General features: G+C 36.2%; 21 protein-coding genes and 1 riboswitch. Of the genes, 2 read left to right on the top strand and 19 right to left on the bottom strand.

The window, feature by feature from the left end:
* Window positions 1-71: 71 nt before the first annotated feature.
* The 4 genes from C1N55_RS18175 to C1N55_RS18190 all read right to left on the bottom strand — a co-directional run bounded on the left by C1N55_RS18175 (window position 72) and on the right by C1N55_RS18190 (window position 4,326).
* Window positions 72-1,721 carry a pyridoxal phosphate-dependent decarboxylase family protein gene (locus tag C1N55_RS18175; RefSeq protein ID WP_137730108.1) on the bottom strand — a complete coding sequence of 550 codons (1,650 nt, stop codon included), beginning with the start codon at window positions 1,719-1,721 and terminating at the stop codon, window positions 72-74.
* A 245-nt stretch (window positions 1,722-1,966) separates the two neighbouring features.
* Window positions 1,967-3,136, bottom strand: a complete 1,170-nt coding sequence (locus C1N55_RS18180; protein ID WP_137730109.1) for a methyl-accepting chemotaxis protein — start codon at window positions 3,134-3,136, stop codon at window positions 1,967-1,969.
* Window positions 3,137-3,190: 54 nt separating this feature from the next.
* A complete protein-coding gene (locus tag C1N55_RS18185; RefSeq protein WP_137730110.1) occupies window positions 3,191-3,901 on the bottom strand; it encodes a hypothetical protein in 711 nt (236 codons plus the stop codon).
* A gap of 56 nt (window positions 3,902-3,957) precedes the next feature.
* Entirely contained in the window at window positions 3,958-4,326 is a 369-nt protein-coding gene (locus C1N55_RS18190) for a hypothetical protein (RefSeq protein WP_137730111.1), read from the bottom strand.
* A 133-nt stretch (window positions 4,327-4,459) separates the two neighbouring features.
* Window positions 4,460-4,546: riboswitch (cyclic di-GMP riboswitch) on the bottom strand.
* Window positions 4,547-4,807: 261 nt separating this feature from the next.
* Between C1N55_RS18190 and C1N55_RS18195 the strand changes: the two genes are divergently transcribed.
* On the top strand, window positions 4,808-6,064 hold the full coding sequence (locus C1N55_RS18195; protein WP_137730112.1) for a right-handed parallel beta-helix repeat-containing protein: 1,257 nt from the start codon (window positions 4,808-4,810) through the stop codon (window positions 6,062-6,064).
* A 178-nt stretch (window positions 6,065-6,242) separates the two neighbouring features.
* Here the strand turns inward: C1N55_RS18195 and C1N55_RS18200 are convergent, their stop codons facing one another.
* From C1N55_RS18200 to groES, 12 genes are all read right to left on the bottom strand, one after another.
* Window positions 6,243-7,691 (bottom strand): DHA2 family efflux MFS transporter permease subunit, encoded by a 1,449-nt coding sequence (locus C1N55_RS18200; RefSeq protein WP_137730689.1) that lies wholly within the window; start codon window positions 7,689-7,691, stop codon window positions 6,243-6,245.
* 7 nt (window positions 7,692-7,698) lie between these two features.
* Window positions 7,699-8,292 carry a TetR/AcrR family transcriptional regulator gene (locus tag C1N55_RS18205; RefSeq protein ID WP_137730113.1) on the bottom strand — a complete coding sequence of 198 codons (594 nt, stop codon included), beginning with the start codon at window positions 8,290-8,292 and terminating at the stop codon, window positions 7,699-7,701.
* Window positions 8,293-8,621: 329 nt separating this feature from the next.
* On the bottom strand, window positions 8,622-9,359 hold the full coding sequence (locus C1N55_RS18210; RefSeq protein ID WP_137730690.1) for a YqcI/YcgG family protein: 738 nt from the start codon (window positions 9,357-9,359) through the stop codon (window positions 8,622-8,624).
* Window positions 9,360-9,638: 279 nt separating this feature from the next.
* The gene (locus tag C1N55_RS18215) at window positions 9,639-10,406 is read right to left on the bottom strand and encodes an ABC transporter ATP-binding protein (protein ID WP_137730114.1); all 768 of its coding nucleotides are present in this window, start codon (window positions 10,404-10,406) and stop codon (window positions 9,639-9,641) included.
* Window positions 10,407-10,555: 149 nt separating this feature from the next.
* Entirely contained in the window at window positions 10,556-12,910 is a 2,355-nt protein-coding gene (locus C1N55_RS18220) for an FtsX-like permease family protein (RefSeq protein ID WP_137730115.1), read from the bottom strand.
* 582 nt (window positions 12,911-13,492) lie between these two features.
* The gene (locus C1N55_RS18225; RefSeq protein ID WP_168193899.1) at window positions 13,493-15,079 is read right to left on the bottom strand and encodes a glycosyltransferase family 2 protein; all 1,587 of its coding nucleotides are present in this window, start codon (window positions 15,077-15,079) and stop codon (window positions 13,493-13,495) included.
* 10 nt (window positions 15,080-15,089) lie between these two features.
* Entirely contained in the window at window positions 15,090-15,881 is a 792-nt protein-coding gene (locus C1N55_RS18230) for a glycosyltransferase family 2 protein (protein ID WP_137730117.1), read from the bottom strand.
* Window positions 15,882-15,888: 7 nt separating this feature from the next.
* Entirely contained in the window at window positions 15,889-16,920 is a 1,032-nt protein-coding gene (locus tag C1N55_RS18235) for a glycosyltransferase family 2 protein (RefSeq protein WP_240758331.1), read from the bottom strand.
* A gap of 52 nt (window positions 16,921-16,972) precedes the next feature.
* On the bottom strand, window positions 16,973-17,494 hold the full coding sequence (locus C1N55_RS18240; protein WP_168193901.1) for a glycosyltransferase: 522 nt from the start codon (window positions 17,492-17,494) through the stop codon (window positions 16,973-16,975).
* 34 nt (window positions 17,495-17,528) lie between these two features.
* Window positions 17,529-17,990, bottom strand: a complete 462-nt coding sequence (locus C1N55_RS18245) for a hypothetical protein (RefSeq protein ID WP_137730120.1) — start codon at window positions 17,988-17,990, stop codon at window positions 17,529-17,531.
* A 614-nt stretch (window positions 17,991-18,604) separates the two neighbouring features.
* Complete coding sequence (gene groL / locus C1N55_RS18250; protein ID WP_137730121.1) at window positions 18,605-20,230, bottom strand: chaperonin GroEL; 1,626 nt, start codon at window positions 20,228-20,230, stop codon at window positions 18,605-18,607.
* 110 nt (window positions 20,231-20,340) lie between these two features.
* Complete coding sequence (groES, locus tag C1N55_RS18255) at window positions 20,341-20,625, bottom strand: co-chaperone GroES (protein ID WP_137730122.1); 285 nt, start codon at window positions 20,623-20,625, stop codon at window positions 20,341-20,343.
* A gap of 310 nt (window positions 20,626-20,935) precedes the next feature.
* Here groES and C1N55_RS18260 point away from each other — a divergent pair, with 310 nt between their 5' ends.
* Window positions 20,936-21,634 carry a CPBP family intramembrane glutamic endopeptidase gene (locus C1N55_RS18260; RefSeq protein ID WP_137730123.1) on the top strand — a complete coding sequence of 233 codons (699 nt, stop codon included), beginning with the start codon at window positions 20,936-20,938 and terminating at the stop codon, window positions 21,632-21,634.
* A 62-nt stretch (window positions 21,635-21,696) separates the two neighbouring features.
* Here C1N55_RS18260 and tatC read toward each other — a convergent pair whose 3' ends face one another.
* The 3 genes from tatC to C1N55_RS18275 form a co-directional block, all read right to left on the bottom strand.
* On the bottom strand, window positions 21,697-22,524 hold the full coding sequence (gene tatC, locus C1N55_RS18265; protein WP_137730124.1) for a twin-arginine translocase subunit TatC: 828 nt from the start codon (window positions 22,522-22,524) through the stop codon (window positions 21,697-21,699).
* A gap of 19 nt (window positions 22,525-22,543) precedes the next feature.
* Window positions 22,544-22,768, bottom strand: coding sequence for a twin-arginine translocase TatA/TatE family subunit (locus C1N55_RS18270; protein WP_137730125.1), 225 nt, complete (start codon window positions 22,766-22,768; stop codon window positions 22,544-22,546).
* 80 nt (window positions 22,769-22,848) lie between these two features.
* Window positions 22,849-23,481 (bottom strand): redox-sensing transcriptional repressor Rex, encoded by a 633-nt coding sequence (locus tag C1N55_RS18275; protein ID WP_137730126.1) that lies wholly within the window; start codon window positions 23,479-23,481, stop codon window positions 22,849-22,851.
* Between the last annotated feature and the right edge of the window lie 246 nt (window positions 23,482-23,727).

Below are 23,727 nucleotides of genomic sequence, written 5' to 3' on the forward strand. Positions count from 1 at the left end.
TTCAAAAGAGAAGCTTCTCAAAAGTTCGCAAAACCAATGAGAAGCTTCTAAATTATCATCCATTAACCTCTTTAGTTTCTTATTAAAATTTGATGATTACTTCTTGTTTTCAGAAAGAAATCTAGGTGTCCTTTTAGAAATCCAACATACCGTTCGACCTCTTCCACTATCGAGTACGGAGAGATTGCAAAAAATTTATGCGCATATACGGAGATTCGCTTGTTTGAGTTTGCGACATCCACGAGACGTTGCTTTGTTGTATTTCCAAAGAAGACGGTATCTCGTTCTGCACCAATTATCTCTGCAAACTCGTCATTAAATTGATTAATTTCCGTCAATTCTTCTAAAGATAAATGTCCGTTCAGTTCCTCCTTCCATTTTTTCGTTTCAGGATAAAAACGGAATGTTGTAATCGGAGAAACCTCATTCGTGACCGCCACATTCGGTATTTCTTTTGTTAACGTCTCTCTAAATGCAATATTGACACGAATATAGTTGGCTAAAAGCTCCTGATAACCTTCGATTCCAAATGCTAATAAAGACGCATAAATTGTTAAAGCACTTCCCATTCGTGAACATTCAAGTGTATAGCCTGTATGATAACTACCATAACCTCGATTCCCAACATACGGCGTTTCTGATGCATCTAAGTCAACATATTTAAGATTTTCCCTATTTTTAATTAAAAATAAGCTCGTTATATATGGCGTTTGTCCCAGCTTATGGAAATCAAAGACCATACTATCTGCAAGCTTGATTTGTTGAAACTTCTGTTGATAGGATTTCAATACCCCATGAACATTGTCTTCAAATTGCAGAGGATTTCTTTCAAAATCGTAATTATTAAAGAAAGTATACATCCCCCCCATTGCAGAGTCTGCATGGATATAGATTGGATATATGCCATATGCACGTTCCAAATCTTCTGCTATGCACTTAATGCCCTCAATGTCATCAATCCCAAATGTATCAGTCGTTCCCATGGTTGCAAGGACATAAAGTGGAACACCACCTTTTGCAATAACAACCTCCATTTTTTCTTTTAAGTCTTTTAGATTCATAGAATGATCAGCATTAACTTTCACACGAATCATGTTTTCTACGCCAATCCCCGTTGCCTCTACAGACTTATATAGACTATAGTGTGATAGCTCCGAACAGAAGCAATAGAGATTTTGCGGTATACCTTTTTGGTTAGAGTATGGCGCGAATCGGGCAATGGCCAACCGTAAAGAGTTAAAGACAGCCCCTTGTCCTCCCCAGGTTGTATATCCTGCACTGATGCTTTCATCATATCCGATAAGTTTGGATAGCATAGCAGTTACCTCAACTTCTGCCGTAGCTGCTGCTGGTCCTTCCACATCCCAAAGATTATTCCCATTAACTAGTACCATCACTAAATTCCCAATGATACTAGCGATATTCGGAAGTGGCGCTGCATTAGCTACATAATTCCGATTGACGAACCGATGTCCTTCTATCAATTTTAGAAGCTCTTGTACCACTTCATCCATAGACACCCCCGCATTAGGGATAGAAGCCTTTTGAATGACACGATTATAATAATCCTCTGTGTACTGGGGCATTTCCCCTAGCGTTAGTTTGTCAGGGTCCTTTAATCCATCAATTTTCGTTAGAATTTTCTTAAAGTAGGATAGTAATTCCTCTCTTTGAAAGTCATTCCCATCCATACTAGGAAACAATTTTTGTATTTCCTTCATGTTGCAGCCTCCTTGATGTTTTTACTAGAAGTTGTTTTTTTTATTAAAATCCAATTGGTTAGTCCCTAGCTTCTTAGGGCATCTCTCTTAGTCTTGTTTCAAAAATAAGAAGTCTTCCTCTTTGAATACCCGTATAAAATTAAAGCTTCCCACAAGTTGTATTAACCTATGAGAAGCACTTTTATTTATATCAGCTAGCAAGGTGAATTTCCTTTTACTGCTTCATCAATCTTATTCTTCAGCATTTAGCTCACTTTATTTTCCACAGTTTCATCAACATAATTCCAAGTAAATAGTAATTCGTTTACATCATTTTTTAGATCTACTAGGCTCTTTGCTTCCTGAACAAGTTTTTGCATCGTGTGCAACTCATCATCACTAATTCCTATTAATTCCTCGAACATTTCAACAGATTCTCGTGAAATAGACGCTATCTCAACAATTGTTGCCATTATCTGCTGAGTAGCAGAAGATAATTCTTCCGTACTTGCAGAAGAATTTTCGTTATTTTCAGCAATGATTTTTGTAGTAGATAGAATCTTTTCGAACATGCTTCCAACTTCTACAATAGTGGTATTTGTATCACTAAATTCTTCAGTTCCCTGTTGCATTGACTTAACAACTATTTCAGTTTCTTCTTGTATATTCTTCACAATATTTGATACTTCAGAAGAGGATTGGCGTGTTTGTTCTGCCAATTTTCGAACCTCATCCGCAACAACCGCAAATCCTTTACCATGTTCACCCGCACGTGCTGCTTCTATTGCCGCATTCAATGCCAATAAATTAATCTGTTCTGAAATCTCTGTAATCACTTTTACTATAAGGCCGATTTCATGAGATTTTTCCCCAAGTTTATTTATTGCATCAAATGTTGTATTGATTGTTTGATTAAACTGCTCCATTTTTTCTAAGGAATCCTTTAGCTTCACGTTTCCTTCCTGAGTCAATTCTAATGTAGCGTTTGATTGTTCTGATATTTGATTTGATCTGATTGATAAATCCTCAATAGCGTGTGACATTTCTTCCATAGATGCAGCACTTTCTTCTGTTGCTACTAATTGCTTTTGTAAACCTCTTCCTACCTCATCAATTGCTGCTCTAACAATATCCGCCTTCTCAGAAGCATATTCCCCAATTTCCGCGAGAGTTTCACCTTTTTCATGTACATCTTTTGAAAATGAAAAGAACTTTTCTCTCACATTGCCGAAAAACTCAATTAGTTGATTAAAAACTTTATAACCAGAGCTACTTTCATCCACTTTGTCTGTGATATTACCTGCTGACATCTCTTTCATTGCATTAATAATTTCTTTATTAAATTGTGGGTGACGTTTTAGCGAAAAATATCTGTAAGCAAAAAACACCGAGATTCCCAATAAGATAACAATTATACCTAGCAAAATAACTTCCATGATAAATAAATCTCCTAACTCCTATTAATTGTTGAATTAGCAATAATGAATATTTTATAGTTCTCTTATAATGATATATGTACCATCTGCTACATTAGCAGGAATACTATTCAACTTACTATTGTTCTGGTACTTATGAACAATATAGTTGCCTTCTATATCTATATATTTTTTCATATTATGATATTTTTCCATTACTCGTAATGACTTCGCATTTGTTGCTTCACCTAATACCGCCTTCACCCCTTGTAATGATGCTTTTGCTATCAATTTACTTCCTAATTGCTGAATAATTTCATGACGGTCATGTTCAGCTATCACGCCTAACATGAATAGGTGTAATAACTCTCCATCTTCAATGTCTTTTCCGTTACGTCTTTTATAATCTTCCATAAAACGTTTATCCACATCCTCGAGAACATGCAGGATTACATTCATATCATAAAAAGAACCTTCAAATACATCTTCTCCGATAATCTCTGGTGCATTGGTATCTCCAGCAAGAACACCAACAACATTATTATCAATATCCTTAGCCACTGCACAATATCCCTGCTCCACTGTAGCCTCTAAATAATCCTTTGTGAAATCATAGAAGTCTTCATAACCTATATCTAATTGACCTACCATCGGTTCTTGAACCCATTTTCCAGAAACATCCACTCCAATAAATGTACGAGCTAGACACTCAGCAGCTTTCTGAAGTAAATCTGTTTGTTCCTTCGTAATAATTTCATATGTATACAATTCTTGTATGGTTTGCATATATTGATCTTCCTTTCAATTTATTAAATAATATTTCCCTTTGGATTGAACAAGCACTAGATGGAATTATGGGATTTATCTATAAATGTACCTGTGAAATCAATTCTTTCAAGCGCATTCCTAATTTGCACTTGAGCAATTTTAGATGAAGGTTTAATTACTAGGACATCCTTAAAACCTAAACTAGAATAAAATTGCATCGTTTGCTCCAGCTGTGGTACAACCTTTGAAGGTACAGGTGTTTGGTGAGTCCCATCGACGACAAACGTATACTCATGTCTCGATACTTTAGTAATAGTATCCTGCAAATCTACCATATAGCCTTCTGCGTCTTCCTCTCTCATTAATCCTCTTACCTGTACATGCACTTCCTTCGCAACTTCATTGATTGCCATTTTATATTTCTTTTTATCTACGACTATCATCTTATAAACTCCTTTTTTCTTATAATTTGCTTTACTTCATTGTCAACATTTGCACATCTCTTTTCGTAGAAGTGTAATAAAAAAGCTATCCCAGTTATAGATAGGGATAGCCAAATAATCATTTATTATTACTTTTGGCAACCCGACTATCATTATCCAATAGGATTTTAGACTCGTAGTTTTGCGTCCTTACCTTTCGATAAGTTTGCCTTTTTCAGTTTTATTAAATAGTACTAATCTCACGCTAATATATTACTAATTCATTATAAATTACTTGTAATTTTTTGTCGAACTAAGATTTTTTCCATCTTTTTCATGATGCCCAAAAGGGCGAATAGTCTTAATGGATTGACCTATTATACGATTATTAATTGGATTTTGGGGTAGATAGTTAGAGAGTAAACAAATTCCTTTGTATCGGGATATTATTCCTAATTGAATGCCAATATTTATAAGCAATCATAAGGAGGACAAACAAATAATGAGAAATTTTTTACTGACCTTAGTGGCATTAACTTTGTGGATTTGCTTTCCTGCAAATTCAATCGAAGCTAAGACAGACACATATACTATTACACCAAACAGCGAAACATATAACAGAAATTTCATGAACAACTCAACCTACAATAAGTATACGAAACATTATTTTTTAATTCGTTCGTATCTCGAGCAACTAGAAGAATCACGTGGAGGCACACTCGTATTAGAAAAAGGAACTTATACGGTGTCAAACGTATTATTCGTACCTTCCAATGTAACGATTAAACTAGAAGATGGCGCAAAGATTGTAAATGGACATGAAACTGGTACTTCAAGGGAGCCTAACAAATCAATTTTTCAATTGATCCGGCCCTCTCTCGGAAAAAAAGAGAGTGTCTATGGCGAATACGAGGGTGAAAAAAACATTTCGATCATTGGATCTGGTACAGCGACGATTGACTTGAATTTCGTAAAGGATGGGATTGCTATTATTGCCGGCCATAATCAAAATATCCGAATCCAAAATATTAATTTTCTAAACATGTATTCCGGCCATTTTATTGAAATTGATGCTACAAAAGATGCTGTGATAGCCAATAATAAATTTTTGAATTCAAAACCTTCTCCAACAAGAATAAAAGAAGCGATTAATCTCGATACTCCTGACAAATTAACCAATGGCTGGAGTTCTAAGTGGAGTGAGTTTGATAAAACACCCAACTCCAATATCACGATAGAAAATAATGTTTTCTACAACCTGGACCGGGCAATCGGTACACATAAATATTCCGGCGAGAAATATCATGACCAAATTCATATTAGAAATAATAGAATAGAGAAAATGCGCATGGATGCCATTCGCGTGTTGAACTGGAGCAATGCTACGATTGAAAACAATTTATTTAAAGACGTTGACCCCGGTAAATACAACGCTAACAGAGGGATACTGGCAAGTGGTGCCATCAACCCAACTTTCCGAAATAATCTGTTTGAAGATATACCCCGCGCAATGCAATTCACAGCTTGGAAAAACAGCGATTCAGGCTCTGACTATGGTGTAACATTTAATGAATTAAGTGAAGAAAATAAAGAAGCTCTCTCTACAAATTGCATTATTCATTCTGTAGAGAATTACATCCGTATTAATCGTAAATCGATAAGTGTCGATAAAGAAAATACTGACTTAATACCCGTGCAAACAGATTTCTCCTGTTTTATCAGTAGAGAGTTGATACTATCCAAAAACCTCGGATTTTAATACAAATAAAAAAACCTCTAATACATTCACCCTTTGTAAACAACTAGTAAATGCAAAGATACTAAGATAAAAACAATTCGTAAATTGATAACAAAAAAGAGGATTTCAGTAATTATTCCTTACTGAAATCCTCTTTAATAACTATTTTACTAGATTTTTGCAAGTTTGTTTCACTAAATTACATCTGATGCTCTACATTTACACGTTTAACGAACAGAGAAATGACAAAACCGATAATTGCCATAATAATCGCAAAGATGAATGCGTCCTGAACTCCTGCTGTGAACGCAAGCAGAGGATTTAGCGGATTCGCTTGATCTTCTGGCGTAAACGATTCTAAACCAGAAGACATTATAGAGATGGCGACAGCTGTCCCTATTGCTCCGGCAACCTGCTGCAACGTATTCATAATAGCTGTTCCATCAGGATACAGCTCACGCGGCAACTGATTCAGGCCATTGGTTTGCGCCGGCATCATGATCATGGAAATCCCTATCATTGTAATGATATGCATAGCAATAATAAACGCGGAGCTCGTCTCGATTGTTATAGTCGAGAATCCAAACATTGCTCCAAGTAAGATGAAAATCCCAATTCTAACGAGCCATTTCGGTCCGTACTTGTCAAACAAACCACCCATAACTGGCGACAAAACCCCATTGATAATTCCGCCTGGCAAAAGAAGAAGACCAGCTGCAAACGTAGTAAGTGCAAGTGACGTTTGTAAGTAGAGCGGTAAAAGAATCATCGTTGATAACATAACCATCATACAAACAAGAATCAATAAGAGACCAATTGTAAACATTGGATATTTAAATGCTCTTAAATTAAGCATTGGCTGCTGCATTTTCGTTTGGCGAATTGAAAACAGTATTAAGGAAGCAACACCGACGATAATGGCGATAATAACGGTTGGACTTCCCCAGCCGCCGCCTTCTCCCGCACTGCTGAATCCAAACACGATTCCGCCAAATCCAAGAGTCGATAATAATATAGAAAGAAAATCAATTTTTGGCTTGGTTGGTGTTCCAACGTTCTGCATAAAAAATAAACCAAAAATAAGTGCTCCGACTAATAGTGGAAGCGAGATCCAGAAAATCCAGTGCCATGTTAAATTATTAATAATAATGCCTGAAATAGTCGGACCAACAGCCGGTGCAAACATAATAACAAGACCTATGATCCCCATAATGCGACCGCGTTTATGTGGCGGGATAATTAATAGCATTGTATTAAACATTAACGGCAATAATAAAGCTGTTCCGATTGCCTGTACAACACGCGCAATCATTAAAACCGCAAAAGTTGGCGCAATAGCCGCTATTAACGTTCCTATAATTGACGCAATAAGTGCTGTAAAAAATAGCTGCCTTGTAGTAAACCATTGCATGATGAGTCCTGAAACAGGTACAAGAATACCTAGTGTAAGTAGGTAGCCTGTAGTTAACCACTGTGCTGTTGTTTCATGTATCCCAAAATCATTTATAAGATTTGTTAATGCCATATTTAGGGCTGTCTCACTAAACAAGCCAATAAATCCAGCAACAACAAATGAGATAATGATTGGTACAACTCGTAAATCACCAATATTTATCTCTCCAGCTTTTACTTGCTGTGTATTACTCATTTCCATTTTATTTCTCCTCTTGTCTCTCTTGACTTCTTTTTAACAATAAAGATAACGGCTTTGTAATCTTTCTCAATGGATTTCCATCCTGATATGTAATCGATAAAATGCATGCGCCTTCTATCATCGCCGCTATGGTTATTCCTAGTTCTTCCGCCTGTTCTCTTTCAAACCCATACTGAACAAGGATTTGAGCATGTAAAGACTGTAGATCCTTGAAGACCATTTCACATGAATAACGTAGATTCTCATGTGTAAATGCTGTTTCCGATGCGATTAATCCAATTGATAACCCATCTATACAACTTCTCATGTCAAATACAGCAGCTACATTATAAAGATAATATTCGAATGCTTCTGCTGCTGAATTTTTTCCTGTTAAGTCCTTTTCCGCTCCTTCCAACAGAAGCTTTCTCATCATCGAGATCGCTTCGATGGCAATTTCTTCTTTTCCGTTAGGGAAGTGATAATAAATTGAACCTTTGGGAGCACCACTTTCTTCAATGATTTGATTAAGCCCTGTTCCGTTATAACCTTGTCGTTGAAAAAGCCGTGTTGCAGTTTGCAAAATGACATCCCTTGTGTTTTGTTTTTCCTTCATCCAAAGCCCACTCCCGAAAAAAATTATAGCAACCGGTCTAGAGTATGTTAACGAATTTTTTTTTGTGAGTCAACAAGAATGACTTTAACTTTATATAATCTTTACAATGGAATTCAGCCGTATAGCATTCGAACAGATTATGGATAGGCTAGGTCATTCAGACGATCAAAACACCAAAAACGGCTAGTCCCACATTACACGAGAAATGAAAATGAAGCTTCCTAAAAGTTTTCACAACTCTTGAGAAGCCTCGATTTAATTTGCTATGTTATTTTTCATTTCTTTAACGATAAAGTATAAAGCGCTAGGGAGGTAAATTACTGCGCCGATTATTTTTCTTGCTTTAAATAGCTCAGCACCCGATGATAAGGACATTTTGATAACGAAGTATCATCATCTCTCAAAAAATATTGTCTCCACTCAAAGTTATCTTCGGCACCGTAACTTTTCAAGTCTGGATGGATAGGGACCACATCATAGTTGACCAATCTTTCACGGACTTTCGCTTTAATGTTTCGAGCAAAACTCTCCTTCCTATTAAATTCCTGCAGTACCCACCGAGGGGTGATGGCCAGCATCATTACATCAAAATGCCGACTTTGACGGTTAACGTTTGCAGGAGTTGCGCAATACATAAAGTATTTTTCCCCATTAAAACAAAACTCCCATATTGGATTGTGAGGATCCATTGGGATTTCAGCAGGCCATTCAGTTGAGTCGATTGCCGTTAAGCCACTAAGTTGCTTCCAAAATAACTGTTCATAATCCTCCACCGTATAGGTCTCCCTAAGATCCTTAGGTGTTTGATAGAAAATAATTAGCGAGGTGTAGGAACCGAAATTTCTAGATTCGCTGGTGAACAGGCTCAGTAGGTGTGCTAGCTCATTTAATGTGTCATTTCTCTGCGGGTCTCCAACAAATCCATAACGCAATTGGTTCTTAAAAAAACCAATTGTAGCCGGAATACATGGAAAAGGCCGGTTCTTATCACTCATCTTTGCAGAAAACTTCTCTAGTACCGTTCGTTCCCAATTGTTTAGCAATTGTCGATGTGAAGGGGCATCCATATATAAATCTCTCACGTTGTTCAACTCCCATTCTTTCATCAGTATATTCAAGGGCCTAAACAAATGAGAGATGTCCAGGGATAAATGGGCGACCCTCTTGTATTGGTAGATCTCCCCATGATCCAATAACCTCTATCCACGACGTAACAATAAAGAAGCTTCCCAAAAGTTTCAATACTAATGGGAAGCTTCTTTAGATTTCAGTTTTCAAGATTGTCAGGGAATTCATTACTTTTCTATAATTACATTAAAAATTGTTTAGCGAATGCCAATAAAAAATTAGAACCCATTATCCACTAACCATTTCATAAGCTCTTCTTCTCTTTGCTTATTATCTTCTTGTCTTGCATCGAATTTACGCATTTTCTTCTGCGCAATAATTTTTCCATCTACCATAAACAGGATTCTTTCTGTTTTTGCTGCCACCTTTACATCATGCGTAACAAGCATTACCGTTGTCCCATTATTATTAATCTCTGCAAGAATTGACATAATCTCTTCTGTCGATTTGGAATCTAGTGCTCCGGTCGGTTCGTCTCCAAATATGATATCCGGATCATTTATTAATGCCCTACAGATGCCTACTCTCTGCAGCTGTCCACCAGAGGCTTGCGTGATATTATGATTTGCAAGTTTTTCAATCCCTGTCATTTTCATCAGTTTTTTTGCTTTTTGATGTACGGCATTTTTATCCGCATCTTTTGATACAAGTGCAGGAAACATAACATTGTCAATCAATGACAGATTCTTTAATAAATTAATATCCTGAAAGATAAATCCCATTGATTTCAGTCGAATCTTGGCCAATTCTTCTTCTTTTAGATGATCAATTTCTCGACCATTAAATTTCACACTACCAGCAGTAATTCTATCCATACCACTAATATTATAAAGGAGTGTAGTTTTCCCGCTTCCCGATGGTCCCATAACCGAAACGAATTCTCCTTCTTCAATCTCCAGGTTAACATCCTTTAAGATATGAATCTCATGACCTTTCCCCAATACTACTTTTTTGTTCATGCTACTTGCTTCAATTATATTGGTCATCTATATTCCTCCTATGTCAAATATACCTATCAAAGTCTATTTCTTCTGAGGGTCTTGGAATGCTTCTTTAGAAAAACAATTGTTGTCTATACTTAAGGGATGTATTCCATAACAGCAGAAAATACCCTGGGTCCTCACCTTAAGTACTGTTAGCTTCTTAAAAGGACAGATAAATCCTTTTTTATGGCTACCTTACAGGACATTAATATCGTCAATCCAACCACTACAATCAACACTAACGGACAAAGCAACCAGGTCTGCCATACAATATGAACAAATTCAATTTTTGCCGCTCCCATAGAGGTCATGGCCATACTGACAAGAAATTCTCCTAGAAGATTCGAAGCCAGAACTCCAAGAATGATTCCCGCTACCAGTACCAACAGTGTACCTGCCATATATTGATGACTAATTTGCATTGAAGTTAATCCCAAACTTCGCATGATGGCAATCTGGGACATATCTTTTGAGAGTAACATTCGAAGGAATAATGCCGTGATTAATATAGCTATGATGATCGCGATTGAGATTCCGGCTATTACTACGGTACCCATCTGCGCTATGATATTTCCAAGCGTCTGCTGCGTATATTCTTTGATATCATTTACCTGTGCAGTACTATAAACATTCTGGTAATAGTCCAATTTTTCACGAATATCAACACCTTCAGCCAAATCCATACTCACAATGTACCAAAGAACGGCCTCTTCATTTATCCCAAGACTCGTATGCGCCTTTGCTGTTTTGCCCCCGTTTGTAATATCCTGATAAATACCCGTAACTGTTAATGTCCGTTCTTCCCCACCTACCTTGACGGTTACTTCATCTCCTACTCGCTTATTTAATCCGTCTTTTGCGGCATTGGCGAAGGAAAGCGAGATTTCTCCTTCCCCCTCTGGTGCTCTGCCTTCCAAATAGTTTAATGGAAATACAGTAAAATCCCCGATTTCAATATTAATATAGTTCCAGGAACCATCGTCATTCTTAACTTGGTAGGAACTTGTTACGTAGGTTGCAAACTTTTCAATATCATTATCATTTTCTAAATCTTCCTGCAGTTTTATAAAATCTTCCGCAATACGATCGGTTCTTCGAAGATCGATTCGCACATCGTGTTTTCCTATTCCCATATAGGAGGAAAACTCTGGTGAACTTAGGGTGTTATAAATATTTACTGGAAGTATGACAATGAACGTACATACAATAAAAATAACAAACAGCAGCCTATATAATTTGAAACGTTTCCACACATCCACAAGCCCCATGTAAATATTCGTGCTGAAGAATTTGTTCTTTATCAATTGGAAACTATGTTTTCTGTTCTTTCCGCTATCTATAGAGTCTCCCCTTAATGCATCCACCGCGGAAATTTTATCAATTTTTTTCAGTACTCGCTTGCAGTACATCACAATCATGAAATATACGAGTAGTGGAGCAATAAGCGATGATAAGTATTTTAAATTTCCTGATAAATCGGAAGAAATATATAGCCTAATATTTCCGTTTAACAGATTTATCGTTGCAAAGGAAAGCAGATAACCCATCGTACCGGCTACTAATGACATGGCCCGGTATTTATTAAGATATACCTTCTTTATGTCCTCTTTGGATATTCCTATTGCTTTCATAACACCGATTTCTCTTAGATCTTCATCTATCGTTGCCACAAATATAAGCCTGATACAGAGCAAAGCTATGATGATTAGCAAAATACTGATAAGAATTATGACCATTGCAACTGCAACATCTGACATAGCATTAAACAACAGAAACATCTTTCCTCCGATTGTAGGACCGTTTGCCGGAAGACCTGCCTCGATATATGCTGTCTGAACAGTATCAACATCTCCGTTTTCATTCATTTTGAATTCAATCAAGTATTCCATTCCCCCTGGTCCCATCACAAACATGTCATAAAAGTCATTATAATTAGTAACAAATCTTTTGGAGGAAGTAAGGGAAGAGTTCATTTCAAAATCTCTTGCATAATCTGAAATGACAAACTCTTTTTCATACCCATTGCTTTTCACTGTAATCGTATCACCTATTTTTAAGTCATACTGTTCCATGAAATAGATGGGCACAGCTACGAACCCTTCCTTAACATCCAGCTTTTCATTGTCCAGGTTCAATATAAAGTCAAATTTACTATTCTGAACAACAAATGAAATATCCTGTATCGTGCCGGCCAATGTTTGATTTTGACCAATATGAATATTGCTTCCATCTACATTTTGGAGAATCATCGTCTCCTGCATCGCTATATGTTCACGGTATTGAGCAGTGAATTGGTCAATTGCAGCCTGGTCATATTCTCCGGTATGCATCTGCGCGATATCAGCTGGTACTGCACGTTCCTCCAGTTTCGACATCGACTGAATCAAAGTGGTCATATTATTTACTGCACTTGTTGCCAAGGTAACTGCCATCGTTATAAACAATAGAACGGATATAGTTGAAATCTTATTCCTGATGAAATCGTTCTTTACAATTTTTAGAAACAAAATTATATCTCCTTCCAATAAGACTGTTTTTAGACTTGAACTTACCAGAACCATCATACTAAATGGAAATTATTAGAAAAACATACTTGAGCCTAATCTTTACTAAGACCACAGACCTATTTAGTAATTTGACTATGAGAGAAAATTAGAATAATTAACCAAAGTAAAAGAAGGGAAGCGAACGAGTTACAATTGCTTTTTTCGTTTAGAGAATGAGAAGATGATAATTTACTGAATCGTTATGGGGTTTTAACGTACTTTTACTACCGAGAGATGCTAGTGTATAGCGCTGAGGAAATTGGATTTGATTGGCATAGCCATGTAGATAAATAAATTCCGAAAGTAGGATTCATGTCACCAAACAAAAAAGCTTCCCACAAGTTTCAAGCTCATGGGAAGCTTCATTTAATTATTTTATTCTCAGGGGAGGCGTGGGTTATTACAACATACCACCCGTAGATTTGAAAAATCATTTATCGAAAGAAAACGAATCATTTTGTACATCCTTCACAAGTAAATATATAACAATATGCGTTGATATTTATAGACCATATTTCTATCCTCAGAGTCCTGCTGCCACTTTTACTTTTTTTCTAGTCGTTCCAATATAACTCTTCCAGTAGAAGCTGTTTTCCAAACTGGTTTGTATGTCGCACCCCACTCTTCTAACAACTCTTCATAAAAGTGTGTTCGCAGATAATTATAATAGTCTATTTTCCCATCCGATTTTCTTTTGCTATATCTCACATTGTGAAGAAAATCTTCAACATGAACCCAAGAATATTTTGAAGCCAGGCGCAGAATCATCCGAGCATCTTCGAAATACCTACCATCCCAAGGGTCATTGGTTAGCCAACCTCCAACATTTTTCACATACTCCGTACGGTAACACCTTGGATTTACCATAAAACCAAGTTTTAATAACATATCATATTTATCAGAGAAGTACGGCTGAATGATGTTATTATATAACTTTAAAAACCCGTCTTCTGTTTCCTCCCAAAGTCTATGATTTCCATAAGCGTAAGCCGCGTGTGGAGTCCTTTCCAGACTTGCGATTAATTTTTCAGCTGCATGACATTCAAGCCAATCGTCTCCATCTAGTTGAATAAAATAGGGGGTATTTATATGCTCAAGGGCTTTATTTAGAACTTTCGATATTCCCTCGTTTTCTCTCGATTCAATAATTTCAATTTTCGAACTCTTTATCATAGATTGGAGTCTTTTGATCGAATCATCTGTAGAAGCATCGTCTATAATAATAATTTTTTCCGGCTGCAGTGTCTGTTCTAATGCACTGATTAACGCACCGGGTAAGGTATCTCTATGATTAAAATTTGGAATCACAATAGTATATCTTGATTGACTCACTTGATTGTGATTTTCTTCAAGCCTATTTAAATAGTATGAACCATTAATACTTTGCCAAATAGGGATACGCTCATTTCCCCATTCACTTAGAACTTGATTAAATAATTCGTATCGATACTCCCTCGCTAAAGGACGTGATTTTTTAAAATTTTCTAAATTCTCTTTATATAGTCTTCGATGATATAAAAATTTATCTACCCAAATACAGTCATATTTACTAGCTATTCTTAAGGTAATTTGCACATCTTCCGCAATGGCATCTCCCTTTTTTTGTGCCAACCACCCTCCTACATCCCGTAAACATTTTGTACGAAATAAACGTGGAACCATTGCATAGTTCATTCTATACAGTAAATCATATTTATCTTCGTACTGCCCTATTGTAATCTCTTCTTCTTCAATAATATTATCCTCTTCATCATATAAATATTTAATATGATTACCATATATTAAGCCTGCAGTAGGATGTGAATGAGCAGCTTCTAACAGGGATTCTATTGCCTCAGGAAATAACCAGTCATCTGCATCCAACTGTAAAAAAAATTCAGTCTCAACTAAAGATAGCGCGTAATTATTAACATTGTTCAATCCAATATTATTATTTAAGGAAATACATTTAATTCTATTATCCTTTAAATAAGGATTTACAAACTCTAACGAACGATCCGTTGAATGGTCATTTATAATTAATAGCTGCCAATATTTATAAGTTTGGTTAATCACACTTTTTATGGCATCCTCAATAAATCGTTCTTTATTATATAAAGGAATCACAACGGTAACCTTTGGCTTTCGCATCTTTTTCATATCACTCCTTTTGCTTTGGAATTAGCTTGATCGATTGCCATAAGTCGGGGTGGCCAACCGTCGTGGCTTCAAATTCATCTCCCCATCGCAATAACGCTTTTTCCGTTTCTAATTTTCTTAATTGATTATATATATAGGCATTCTGATCTAAACTCAAATTTGACTGGTGATAACGAAAATTATATAAATCCTTATCTACATATAAAAAATTATATTTATCTAATAATCGAAGAAGCATGCGCCGGTCTTCCATCATTCTTCCTTGTGTAAGCGAATCTATTTCCCAACCACCAACATTTCTTACACAACTTGTTCTATAAAATCTAGGTTGGACCATGGGATCATACGTTACAAATTCGTATCGATCTTTAAACGAGCGATGTTTGACCTTCTTATGAAAATGAAGTACACCATTATTTTCATGCCAATGAATCGTATTCCCATATGCTAATGCAGTATTGGCAGGTTGATTATCCATTTCATTTAAAAGAACATTGATCGTTTCTGGTTCAATCCAATCATCTCCATCCACTTGAATAAAGAAATCGGATTGAATAAAATCAAGGGCTTCGTTTAACACATGACAAATACCTTCATTTTTCTTTCTAGAAATGATTTTAGTATTTTTAGGATCAGTAATCCTTTTGATAACTGAAAGTGTATTGTCTGTAGAACCATCATCAATAACAAGTAATTCCCAATTTTTATATGTTTGTGCATAAATTGATTCGACGGCCTTCTTGATGTACTGCTCCTTATTGTAAGTGGGAACAACAACTGTAACGAGGCTCAATCCATCTTCACGTCCCGGGTCCTGTCCCTGGTCCTGTTCCCGGGCCGGTTCCTGGTCCTGTTCCCGGGCCAGTTCCAGGTGCACCTGAAAGATTGTTGAGATTAGTAAATTGATTAGTAGCGTGTTGCTGGTTTTCAGGCATTTTGGAACTAGATTGCAATGTTAATTTATTCGGATGGCCTTCCGAATTTTTAGAGATAATGTAATTGACTCTTTTCCACCCTAAGCCGAACGTTTCCATGACGGGTTCATACTCATCGCCCCATCTTTTTAATGAATCACGTACTGTCCATTCTTCCACTTCCGCATATTTCTCAACGTTCCTAGAATGACTATCCTTGTGAAAACGTTGATTATATAACATTTGATCCATCCAATAAAATCTAAAATGCTCAATGAGTTTGTGTAAAATTCGCTTATCTTCTAAATAGCGGCCTTCATAAGGGTCATCAGTTGGCCAGCCTCCTACAAAACGTAATGAAGAAGTTCGATAAAAGCGAGGCCACACAGACGTATTCGATAATAGAAAATCATATTTATCTTTAAATTGCCTATTTTTATATACTTCAGTCAATATACGGTTTCCATTTTCATCCTCATGGGTGATTTGTATATTACCGGAAATAACTGCTACATCATTTGGTTGTTTATCTGCCTCATTTACCAAAATTTCAAGTGTATGAGGGTAAAACCAATCATCACTGTCTAATTGAATTAGATACGGTGTTTCAACAAGGTCCAATCCACTATTTAGCGCTTTGGATTGTCCAACATTTTGTCCTAATCGCTGTAATTTAACTCGGGGATCTTCTAAAAAATCTTTGATTTGACTAATATAATCATCAGTTGAACCATCATCAACTAATATTAACTTCCAATTTTCATAAGTTTGGTTAAAAACGCTCTCAATAGCTTCCTTTATATAATTTGCTCGGTTGTAAAATGGAATTACAACTGTTACTTTTGCTGTATCTAAGAGCTGAGCTTGTTGTTTTTTTTCGTTTTTCGAGATGAAATTCTGTCGCATTTTTTCAAACAAGGAAAACACACTCCATTCTTTATATCTATCTTTATATCTTTTTAATTTTTCATCACACATCCTTTAAATCTCGACACTTATACATAAAATCAAACCATAGTTTTGCAATGTTCTCCGGAGATGATTTTTTGCTTTCTTCTAAGGAGTTGCTTACAAGTTTCTTATATCCTCTTCTGTCCCTCAGTAGTTCATCTAATGCCAAACCAAAACGTTCTTTTGATTCTTCTGACCACATTAAAACTTTCGGCTCTTTTGTGGATTTTTCCCATTTTAAATCTTCTAAGAGTATTTGACTGGAAGCCACTTCAGACAGTGCAGCCACTTTTGGGGCAATAACAGGCACCCCACTAGCCATTGCTTCCTTTACGTATGTGGCTCCAGTTTCCCATTTGCTTCCGCAAATTAGAACGTGCCATGAACGCATTAATTCAGCAAGTTCATGATGGGGAACTTGATAGTACATCTTTAAATTTTTGGGGGATTCTTCTAACCATAAATGCTGATATTGTGGTCTATTACCTTGAACCATAATGAATTGAATATCTGGAAATCGTTTTGCTAAAAATGGAATCACTTCCATTCCTTTCGTGGAAAGATCAGGTTAATCTCTACCAATCCAACCCACCGTTTATATGCTTGGATTTTTCACCAACCTTAAATAGACTGTAATCAACCATATTAGGGATAACTTTTATATACTGTTCGGGGTATTGATTCCATTTATTTAGGACTATGCCTTTTTGCCACTGTGAGTACACGACTAATGGAATAGTAGTTTCAGGGCGTTGATTTAAGTAAAGATTCGGTCCTAAACTAAAATTTTTTTCTTTGGGATCGGTTTGAAAAGAGTTAAAGGAATAGTGATTCCACCAATTGGGTTCAGTTTTAGATACAATTCTAACTTTTTCGGGTTCATATAAAGGTTTTTGACCTTCGTTTGGGGCAAAAGCTAGTTCTATATCATTCGGACATAGTTTGGTTAACCATTTTGCTCGCAAACTATTTTCTATTATAGGTCCCAAAGCATCTTGAGTTCTGAAATAGTCTAGGATGAAGCGGAACTTAAACATAGATTTTTAACCTCCTTTCAATAACGGCTTCTTGTAAGTTTATGTTGGGTCAAGCATCGTTGTATATGTTTTTGTCACAGGTTAGCATAAATAAAAAATATTAATTCAGCTAAAAAATAGAAAGAGTTCTAGTGTGCTGCCTAATCACTTTCAAGTTGCTTCTCCCCGATATCTATGCTATGTACGGTTTAGCCAGTTTGTAAAAATATGACATAGAGTAGGGTCTATATCCTAACCCAATATTAGAATTTTTATAGCAACTTACATTTATCCTCACACCCCTATCTAGATGGTAAGACTAGATTGACAAAAAGTATAAATGGCTTAGACAAATACTAGAATTTTGTATAACGAATAAGCATTATTCTTGTAGAAGTTTGCATCAACAGGAAGATGAAAATATAGGATAATTTTTTCATCTGATTAAGTCTTGGGTTCACTTAGGTCATACTGACAATTAAAATACAAAAAAAATTATCCCCGCTTAACACTAGAAATAAAAAAAGAGGCTTCTCAAAAGTTCAATGAACTTTTGAGAAGCCTCGATTAAAATGTTAGCAAATCACTTTCACCTTACATACAAACCCAGTAATATCAATGGTTTGACGGCTTTATTACATCATGCCGCCCATTCCGCCCATATCTGGAAGTGCTGGAGCGTTTGGTTCTGGAATGTCTGCTACTACTGCTTCTGTTGTTAAGAATAGAGCAGCTACAGATGCAGCGTTTTGTAAAGCTGAACGAGTAACTTTCGCTGGGTCAACAACACCCGCTTCGATCATGTTTACCCATTCGCCGTTAGCTGCATTAAAGCCTACGCCAACTTCTTCGCGTTTTAAGCGGTCTACGATGATTGAACCTTCAAGACCTGCATTGTTTGCGATTTGACGTACTGGTTCTTCAAGAGCACGTAATACGATACGTACACCAGTTGCTACATCGCCATCTACTGAATCAATAACTTTTTCAACTGCAGAGTATACGTTTAGAAGTGCTGTACCACCACCTGATACGATACCTTCTTCAACAGCAGCACGAGTTGAGTTTAGAGCGTCTTCGATACGTAGTTTACGTTCTTTTAGCTCAGTTTCAGTTGCAGCACCAACTTTGATTACCGCTACTCCACCAGCTAGTTTAGCAAGACGTTCTTGTAATTTTTCTTTATCAAATTCAGAAGTAGTTTCTGCAATTTGAGCACGGATTTGGTTTACGCGAACTTCGATTTCGTCTGCATTCCCAGCACCTTCGACAATTGTTGTATTGTCTTTAGACACGACAACTTTACCAGCGCGACCTAATGTTGTTACATCAGCTGTTTTTAAATCTAAACCAAGATCTGATGTGATTACTTGACCACCAGTTAATACAGCGATATCTTCTAGCATTGCTTTACGACGGTCACCGAAGCCTGGAGCTTTAACAGCTACCACGTTAAATGTACCACGTAATTTATTTAAGATTAATGTTGTAAGAGCTTCTCCTTCAACATCCTCTGCAATGATCAGTAATGGACGGCTTTGTTGAACAACTTGTTCAAGTAAAGGTAAGATTTCTTGGATGTTTGAAATCTTTTTATCTGTAACTAAAATATAAGGGTTGTCTAATACTGCTTCCATTTTGTCAGTATCAGTTACCATGTAGTGAGATACATATCCACGGTCAAATTGCATACCTTCCACTACATCTAACTCAGTAGTAAACCCTTTAGATTCTTCAATTGTGATAACACCGTCAGTACCTACACGTTCCATAGCGTCTGCGATGAAGTCACCCACTTCTTCATCAGCAGCAGAAATTGCAGCAACTTGAGCAATTGCTTCTTTGTTTTCTACTGGACGAGAAATAGCTTGTAATTCTTCTAGTGCCGCCGCTACAGCTTTGTCCATCCCTTTACGGATACCAACAGGGTTAGCTCCTGCAGTTACGTTTTTAAGTCCTTCGCGAATCATAGCTTGTGCTAAAACTGTTGCAGTAGTCGTACCGTCACCAGCGATTTCGTTCGTTTTAGAAGCAACTTCCGCTACTAGTTTCGCACCCATATTTTCATATGCGTTTTCAAGTTCGATTTCTTTTGCGATTGTTACACCATCATTTGTAATTAATGGAGAACCGTATTTTTTTTCTAGAACTACATTACGTCCTTTTGGTCCTAAAGTTACTTTTACTGCATTCGCTAATTTATCAACACCTTGAAGCATTAAAGAACGAGCTTCTTCAGAGAATTTAATATCTTTTGCCATTTTGTCTACCTCCAAATTTATATTTTTCTATTCAAAATCAAAAGTAGCATGTGAGCGCCGTTAGGATTATGTATGGCGCCCTTATTGCTTAAGATTAACTTTTAATATAATTAGCCAATAACAGCTAATACATCACTTTCGCGAAGGATTAAGAACTCTTTGCCTTCATATTTCACTTCTGTGCCTGAGTATTTAGAGAAGATAATACGATCGCCCGTTTTTACATCAAGCTCGACGCGTGTGCCGTTATCTAGTACACGACCAGTTCCCACAGCAACTACATTACCTTCTTGTGGTTTTTCTTTTGCTGAATCTGGAAGTACAAGTCCTGATGCTGTAATTTCCTCCACCTCAACTAGTTCGATAATGATACGATCACCTAATGGTCTTAACAAGTGAAACAACCTCCTACAAATTATAGTTTATATAATCTTATTAGCACTCTCTTCTTACGAGTGCTAACACAATTATTATAATAATGAATTATTTTTACATTTGCAAGTCAGAAGCCTAAAAATTTTGTTTTCTTTCCGTATTCATCTACAATAGAAGCATAGAGTATTATTATTAAAACTTGAAACTTGCCGGTGATAGTTTAGCTACTTCTATTTCTGGATATACATTAATTTTTTTAAATTAATCTTTATCCGAAAAAAATTATAAGACTAGTTTTAGAAAGAGGGAATTTTTCTATTGAGTACTTCTATGAAAGTTCAAACACAAAAAACCGCCTTTTATGTTTTAATCACTTACATAGCCGTTCAATTATCTGGCTTCCTATTAAGAATTCCACCTATTAAGTCATTCTTCCTTCAATTTTTTTCACAAGATGGAAATGAAGAAATTGCTCTAGCTGGATGGTGGTCTACAATCTCTTTTGCAATTGCATTCTTAGTTTGTATATTCTTAATTTCTAAAAATAAGAACTTCTGGGATGTATTTAAAGGAGAAAAAGCTTCAATTCCAGTATCAATTGGCTGGGGCATTATAGGATTTTTCCTAGTATTTCTAGGTCAAGCAATAGGTGCGATTATCGAGACAGGGCTGGGCATTCAAAAAGGTTCTGAGAATACAGAAACAATTATTCTATTAACAGAGGTAGCCCCTATTATGATTCTTGCTACAGTTGTTTTAGGGCCAATTTTAGAAGAATTTGTTTTCCGACGTGTTATCTTTGGTTCGATTGTACAAACACAGAATTTTTGGGTTGCGGGTATTATCAGTTCCATCATATTTGCCCTTATTCATTTAGACTTTACACACATCATTCTATATACGATCAGTGGATTTATCTTTGCCTTCTTATACTACAAAACACGTAGATTACTTACTTCCATTATCGCACATATGCTGTTAAATGGTTTTGTGACAATTGTTCAAATGAACGCCCATCTATTTCAATAGTTTTACTCCATAAAAAAAGCCTATTTCAAAAGTAATTTTACTTTTGAAATAGGCTTTAAAAATTATTGGCGATTTGTCATTTCTTCAATTTGTCGGCGTTGTTCAGCCAACAAGTCTTCCACCTGTATTTTTTGTTCAAGTTCTTTCTCTTCTTGTATCCGCAGTGCTTCTGCCACCAAGTATTTTTTATAGCCAATTCGTGCTATCACAATACTGATCTCATATAACACAAACAAGGGTATTGAAATCAAAATATATGAAATAATATCTGGCGGTGCTACAAGTACTGCTAGTACAAATAAGACAAAATAGGAATACTTCCTAAATTTGACCATAAGCTGAGGATTTAATATCCCCAGTCTTGCTAAGAAAAGCATCACAACAGGCAATTCAAAAATAATACCGAATGGTACGACCAATTTAAACAAAAAGCCGAAATATTCATTAATCCCAATTGTTTGTTGAATATCTAAATCATCCGATAATTGCATCATGAAATTCATGACATTCGGGAATAAAATATAATAACCAAATGCTAGTCCTGCAACAAACAATAAAAATGCATATGGGATATATTTTAATGTTGCTTTTCGCTCAGTTTCATGCAGCCCTGGTGTGATAAACGCCCAAAGCTGATAAAGGATAATTGGCGAAGTAATGATAAACGCTACAATAAAAGTAACTTCCAAATACACAGTAAGTGGATCCCCAACATTGAAAGCGTTTAAAGTTAATTGCTCTGCTTGTTCGCTATACTGAATAGATTTAATAATCGGCTTTGCAAAATAAAAGCTCACAATTAAGGCGAGAACAAAGAAAATGGCACAAATGAATAATCGTTTTCTTAATTCTTCTATATGTTCAATAACAGTGAGTTGTTTTGGATTCATGGAAATAGACATCCTTAACTTACTTGTTTTCTTTATCTAGATCTTTTTGCTCGATGACACTGACGCTCTTTTTCTTGTCGTCTTCATCTTCCAATAACCCACTCGTTCCCTTTTTGAACTCACGAAGTGTTGTTCCCATCGCTCTTCCTAATTCAGGAAGTTTCTTTGGTCCAAAAATTAATAGGGCTACTACACAAATAATAACTACGGCAAATGGTGAAATTGCATTTAAATGCACGACCATTGTAGCCACCTCCTCTATTATATGTACATTTTATCGCATCTTGTCGCATTTTGCTAATGGATAAATTTAAATACTTTGTGTCAATCACTATTACGTATTAAATAGATCAACGCTTCTAGTTCGACTGATAAATCGATATTCAACATCTTCATGGAATCTGGTACATTTAACCTTACTGGCGTAAAGTTTAATATCCCTTTCGCATCAATTGCAACTAATCGGTCTGCCATCATTTGTGCAGAACGTGACGAAACCGTTAAGATGGCCAATTCTGCATTATATTCATGGTACATTTCCTCTAAACGATCTGGATGGTAAACAGGAATTCCATTTACCTCCATACCATCGTGTGGTGCTTTTGAGTCAAATGCTACGACAATCCTTGTATTGTGGTTTTTTTGGAAATTGTATTTTAAAAAGGCGTTTCCTAAGTTACCCACACCGATTAACGCAACATTTGCTCCTTCGTCTTGATCTAGCGTTTCTCTAAAAAATTCAAGCAAATGAAGAACATCATACCCATATCCCTTTTTGCCAAGAGCACCAAAATAAGAAAAATCCCGACGAATTGTAGCTGAATCAATTTTCATTGCCTCACTCAACTCTTGGGAGGAGATTCTTCTCTTTCCTTCATTGGCAAAGTTTTGCAAAAAACGATAATAGAGTGGAAGTCTTTTTGTCGTTGCTTGTGGAATTTTCAATTCATGCTTCACACATTATCCCCCAATCTATTTCCCAAACTACTTTTCACCTCATCTGTTAAAGTGATTTTTGTAGTTTACATCCCTTATTTAAATTCTTATACCTCGGAACTCTGCTATTTCTAAATGCAGAATCAATTAAACACTGTTCCTATTTATATAAATCAAAATCGTTTTCATCTTACTAAACATGCAGAAATAAGTAAAGCATCCGCATTGCGCAAGGATTCCCCATCTATTACACTAAAGATAGAACTG

This window comes from Lysinibacillus sp. SGAir0095 (genome assembly GCF_005491425.1).
GTDB lineage: Bacteria > Bacillota > Bacilli > Bacillales_A > Planococcaceae > Ureibacillus.

What these genes read in the sequence shown, in the direction of transcription:
- C1N55_RS18225 (WP_168193899.1), bottom strand. Translation starts at nt 15,079, where the DNA reads ATGCGAAAGCCAAAGGTTACCGTTGTGATTCCTTTATATAATAAAGAA.
- tatC (WP_137730124.1), bottom strand. Translation starts at nt 22,524, where the DNA reads ATGAATCCAAAACAACTCACTGTTATTGAACATATAGAAGAATTAAGA.
- C1N55_RS18245 (WP_137730120.1), bottom strand. Translation starts at nt 17,990, where the DNA reads ATGTTTAAGTTCCGCTTCATCCTAGACTATTTCAGAACTCAAGATGCT.
- C1N55_RS18200 (WP_137730689.1), bottom strand. Translation starts at nt 7,691, where the DNA reads ATGAGTAATACACAGCAAGTAAAAGCTGGAGAGATAAATATTGGTGAT.
- C1N55_RS18270 (WP_137730125.1), bottom strand. Translation starts at nt 22,768, where the DNA reads ATGGTCGTGCATTTAAATGCAATTTCACCATTTGCCGTAGTTATTATT.
- C1N55_RS18205 (WP_137730113.1), bottom strand. Translation starts at nt 8,292, where the DNA reads ATGAAGGAAAAACAAAACACAAGGGATGTCATTTTGCAAACTGCAACA.
- C1N55_RS18175 (WP_137730108.1), bottom strand. Translation starts at nt 1,721, where the DNA reads ATGAAGGAAATACAAAAATTGTTTCCTAGTATGGATGGGAATGACTTT.
- C1N55_RS18210 (WP_137730690.1), bottom strand. Translation starts at nt 9,359, where the DNA reads ATGGATGCCCCTTCACATCGACAATTGCTAAACAATTGGGAACGAACG.
- C1N55_RS18215 (WP_137730114.1), bottom strand. Translation starts at nt 10,406, where the DNA reads ATGACCAATATAATTGAAGCAAGTAGCATGAACAAAAAAGTAGTATTG.
- C1N55_RS18190 (WP_137730111.1), bottom strand. Translation starts at nt 4,326, where the DNA reads ATGATAGTCGTAGATAAAAAGAAATATAAAATGGCAATCAATGAAGTT.
- C1N55_RS18260 (WP_137730123.1), top strand. Translation starts at nt 20,936, where the DNA reads ATGAAAGTTCAAACACAAAAAACCGCCTTTTATGTTTTAATCACTTAC.
- C1N55_RS18195 (WP_137730112.1), top strand. Translation starts at nt 4,808, where the DNA reads ATGAGAAATTTTTTACTGACCTTAGTGGCATTAACTTTGTGGATTTGC.
- groL (WP_137730121.1), bottom strand. Translation starts at nt 20,230, where the DNA reads ATGGCAAAAGATATTAAATTCTCTGAAGAAGCTCGTTCTTTAATGCTT.
- C1N55_RS18180 (WP_137730109.1), bottom strand. Translation starts at nt 3,136, where the DNA reads ATGGAAGTTATTTTGCTAGGTATAATTGTTATCTTATTGGGAATCTCG.
- C1N55_RS18185 (WP_137730110.1), bottom strand. Translation starts at nt 3,901, where the DNA reads ATGCAAACCATACAAGAATTGTATACATATGAAATTATTACGAAGGAA.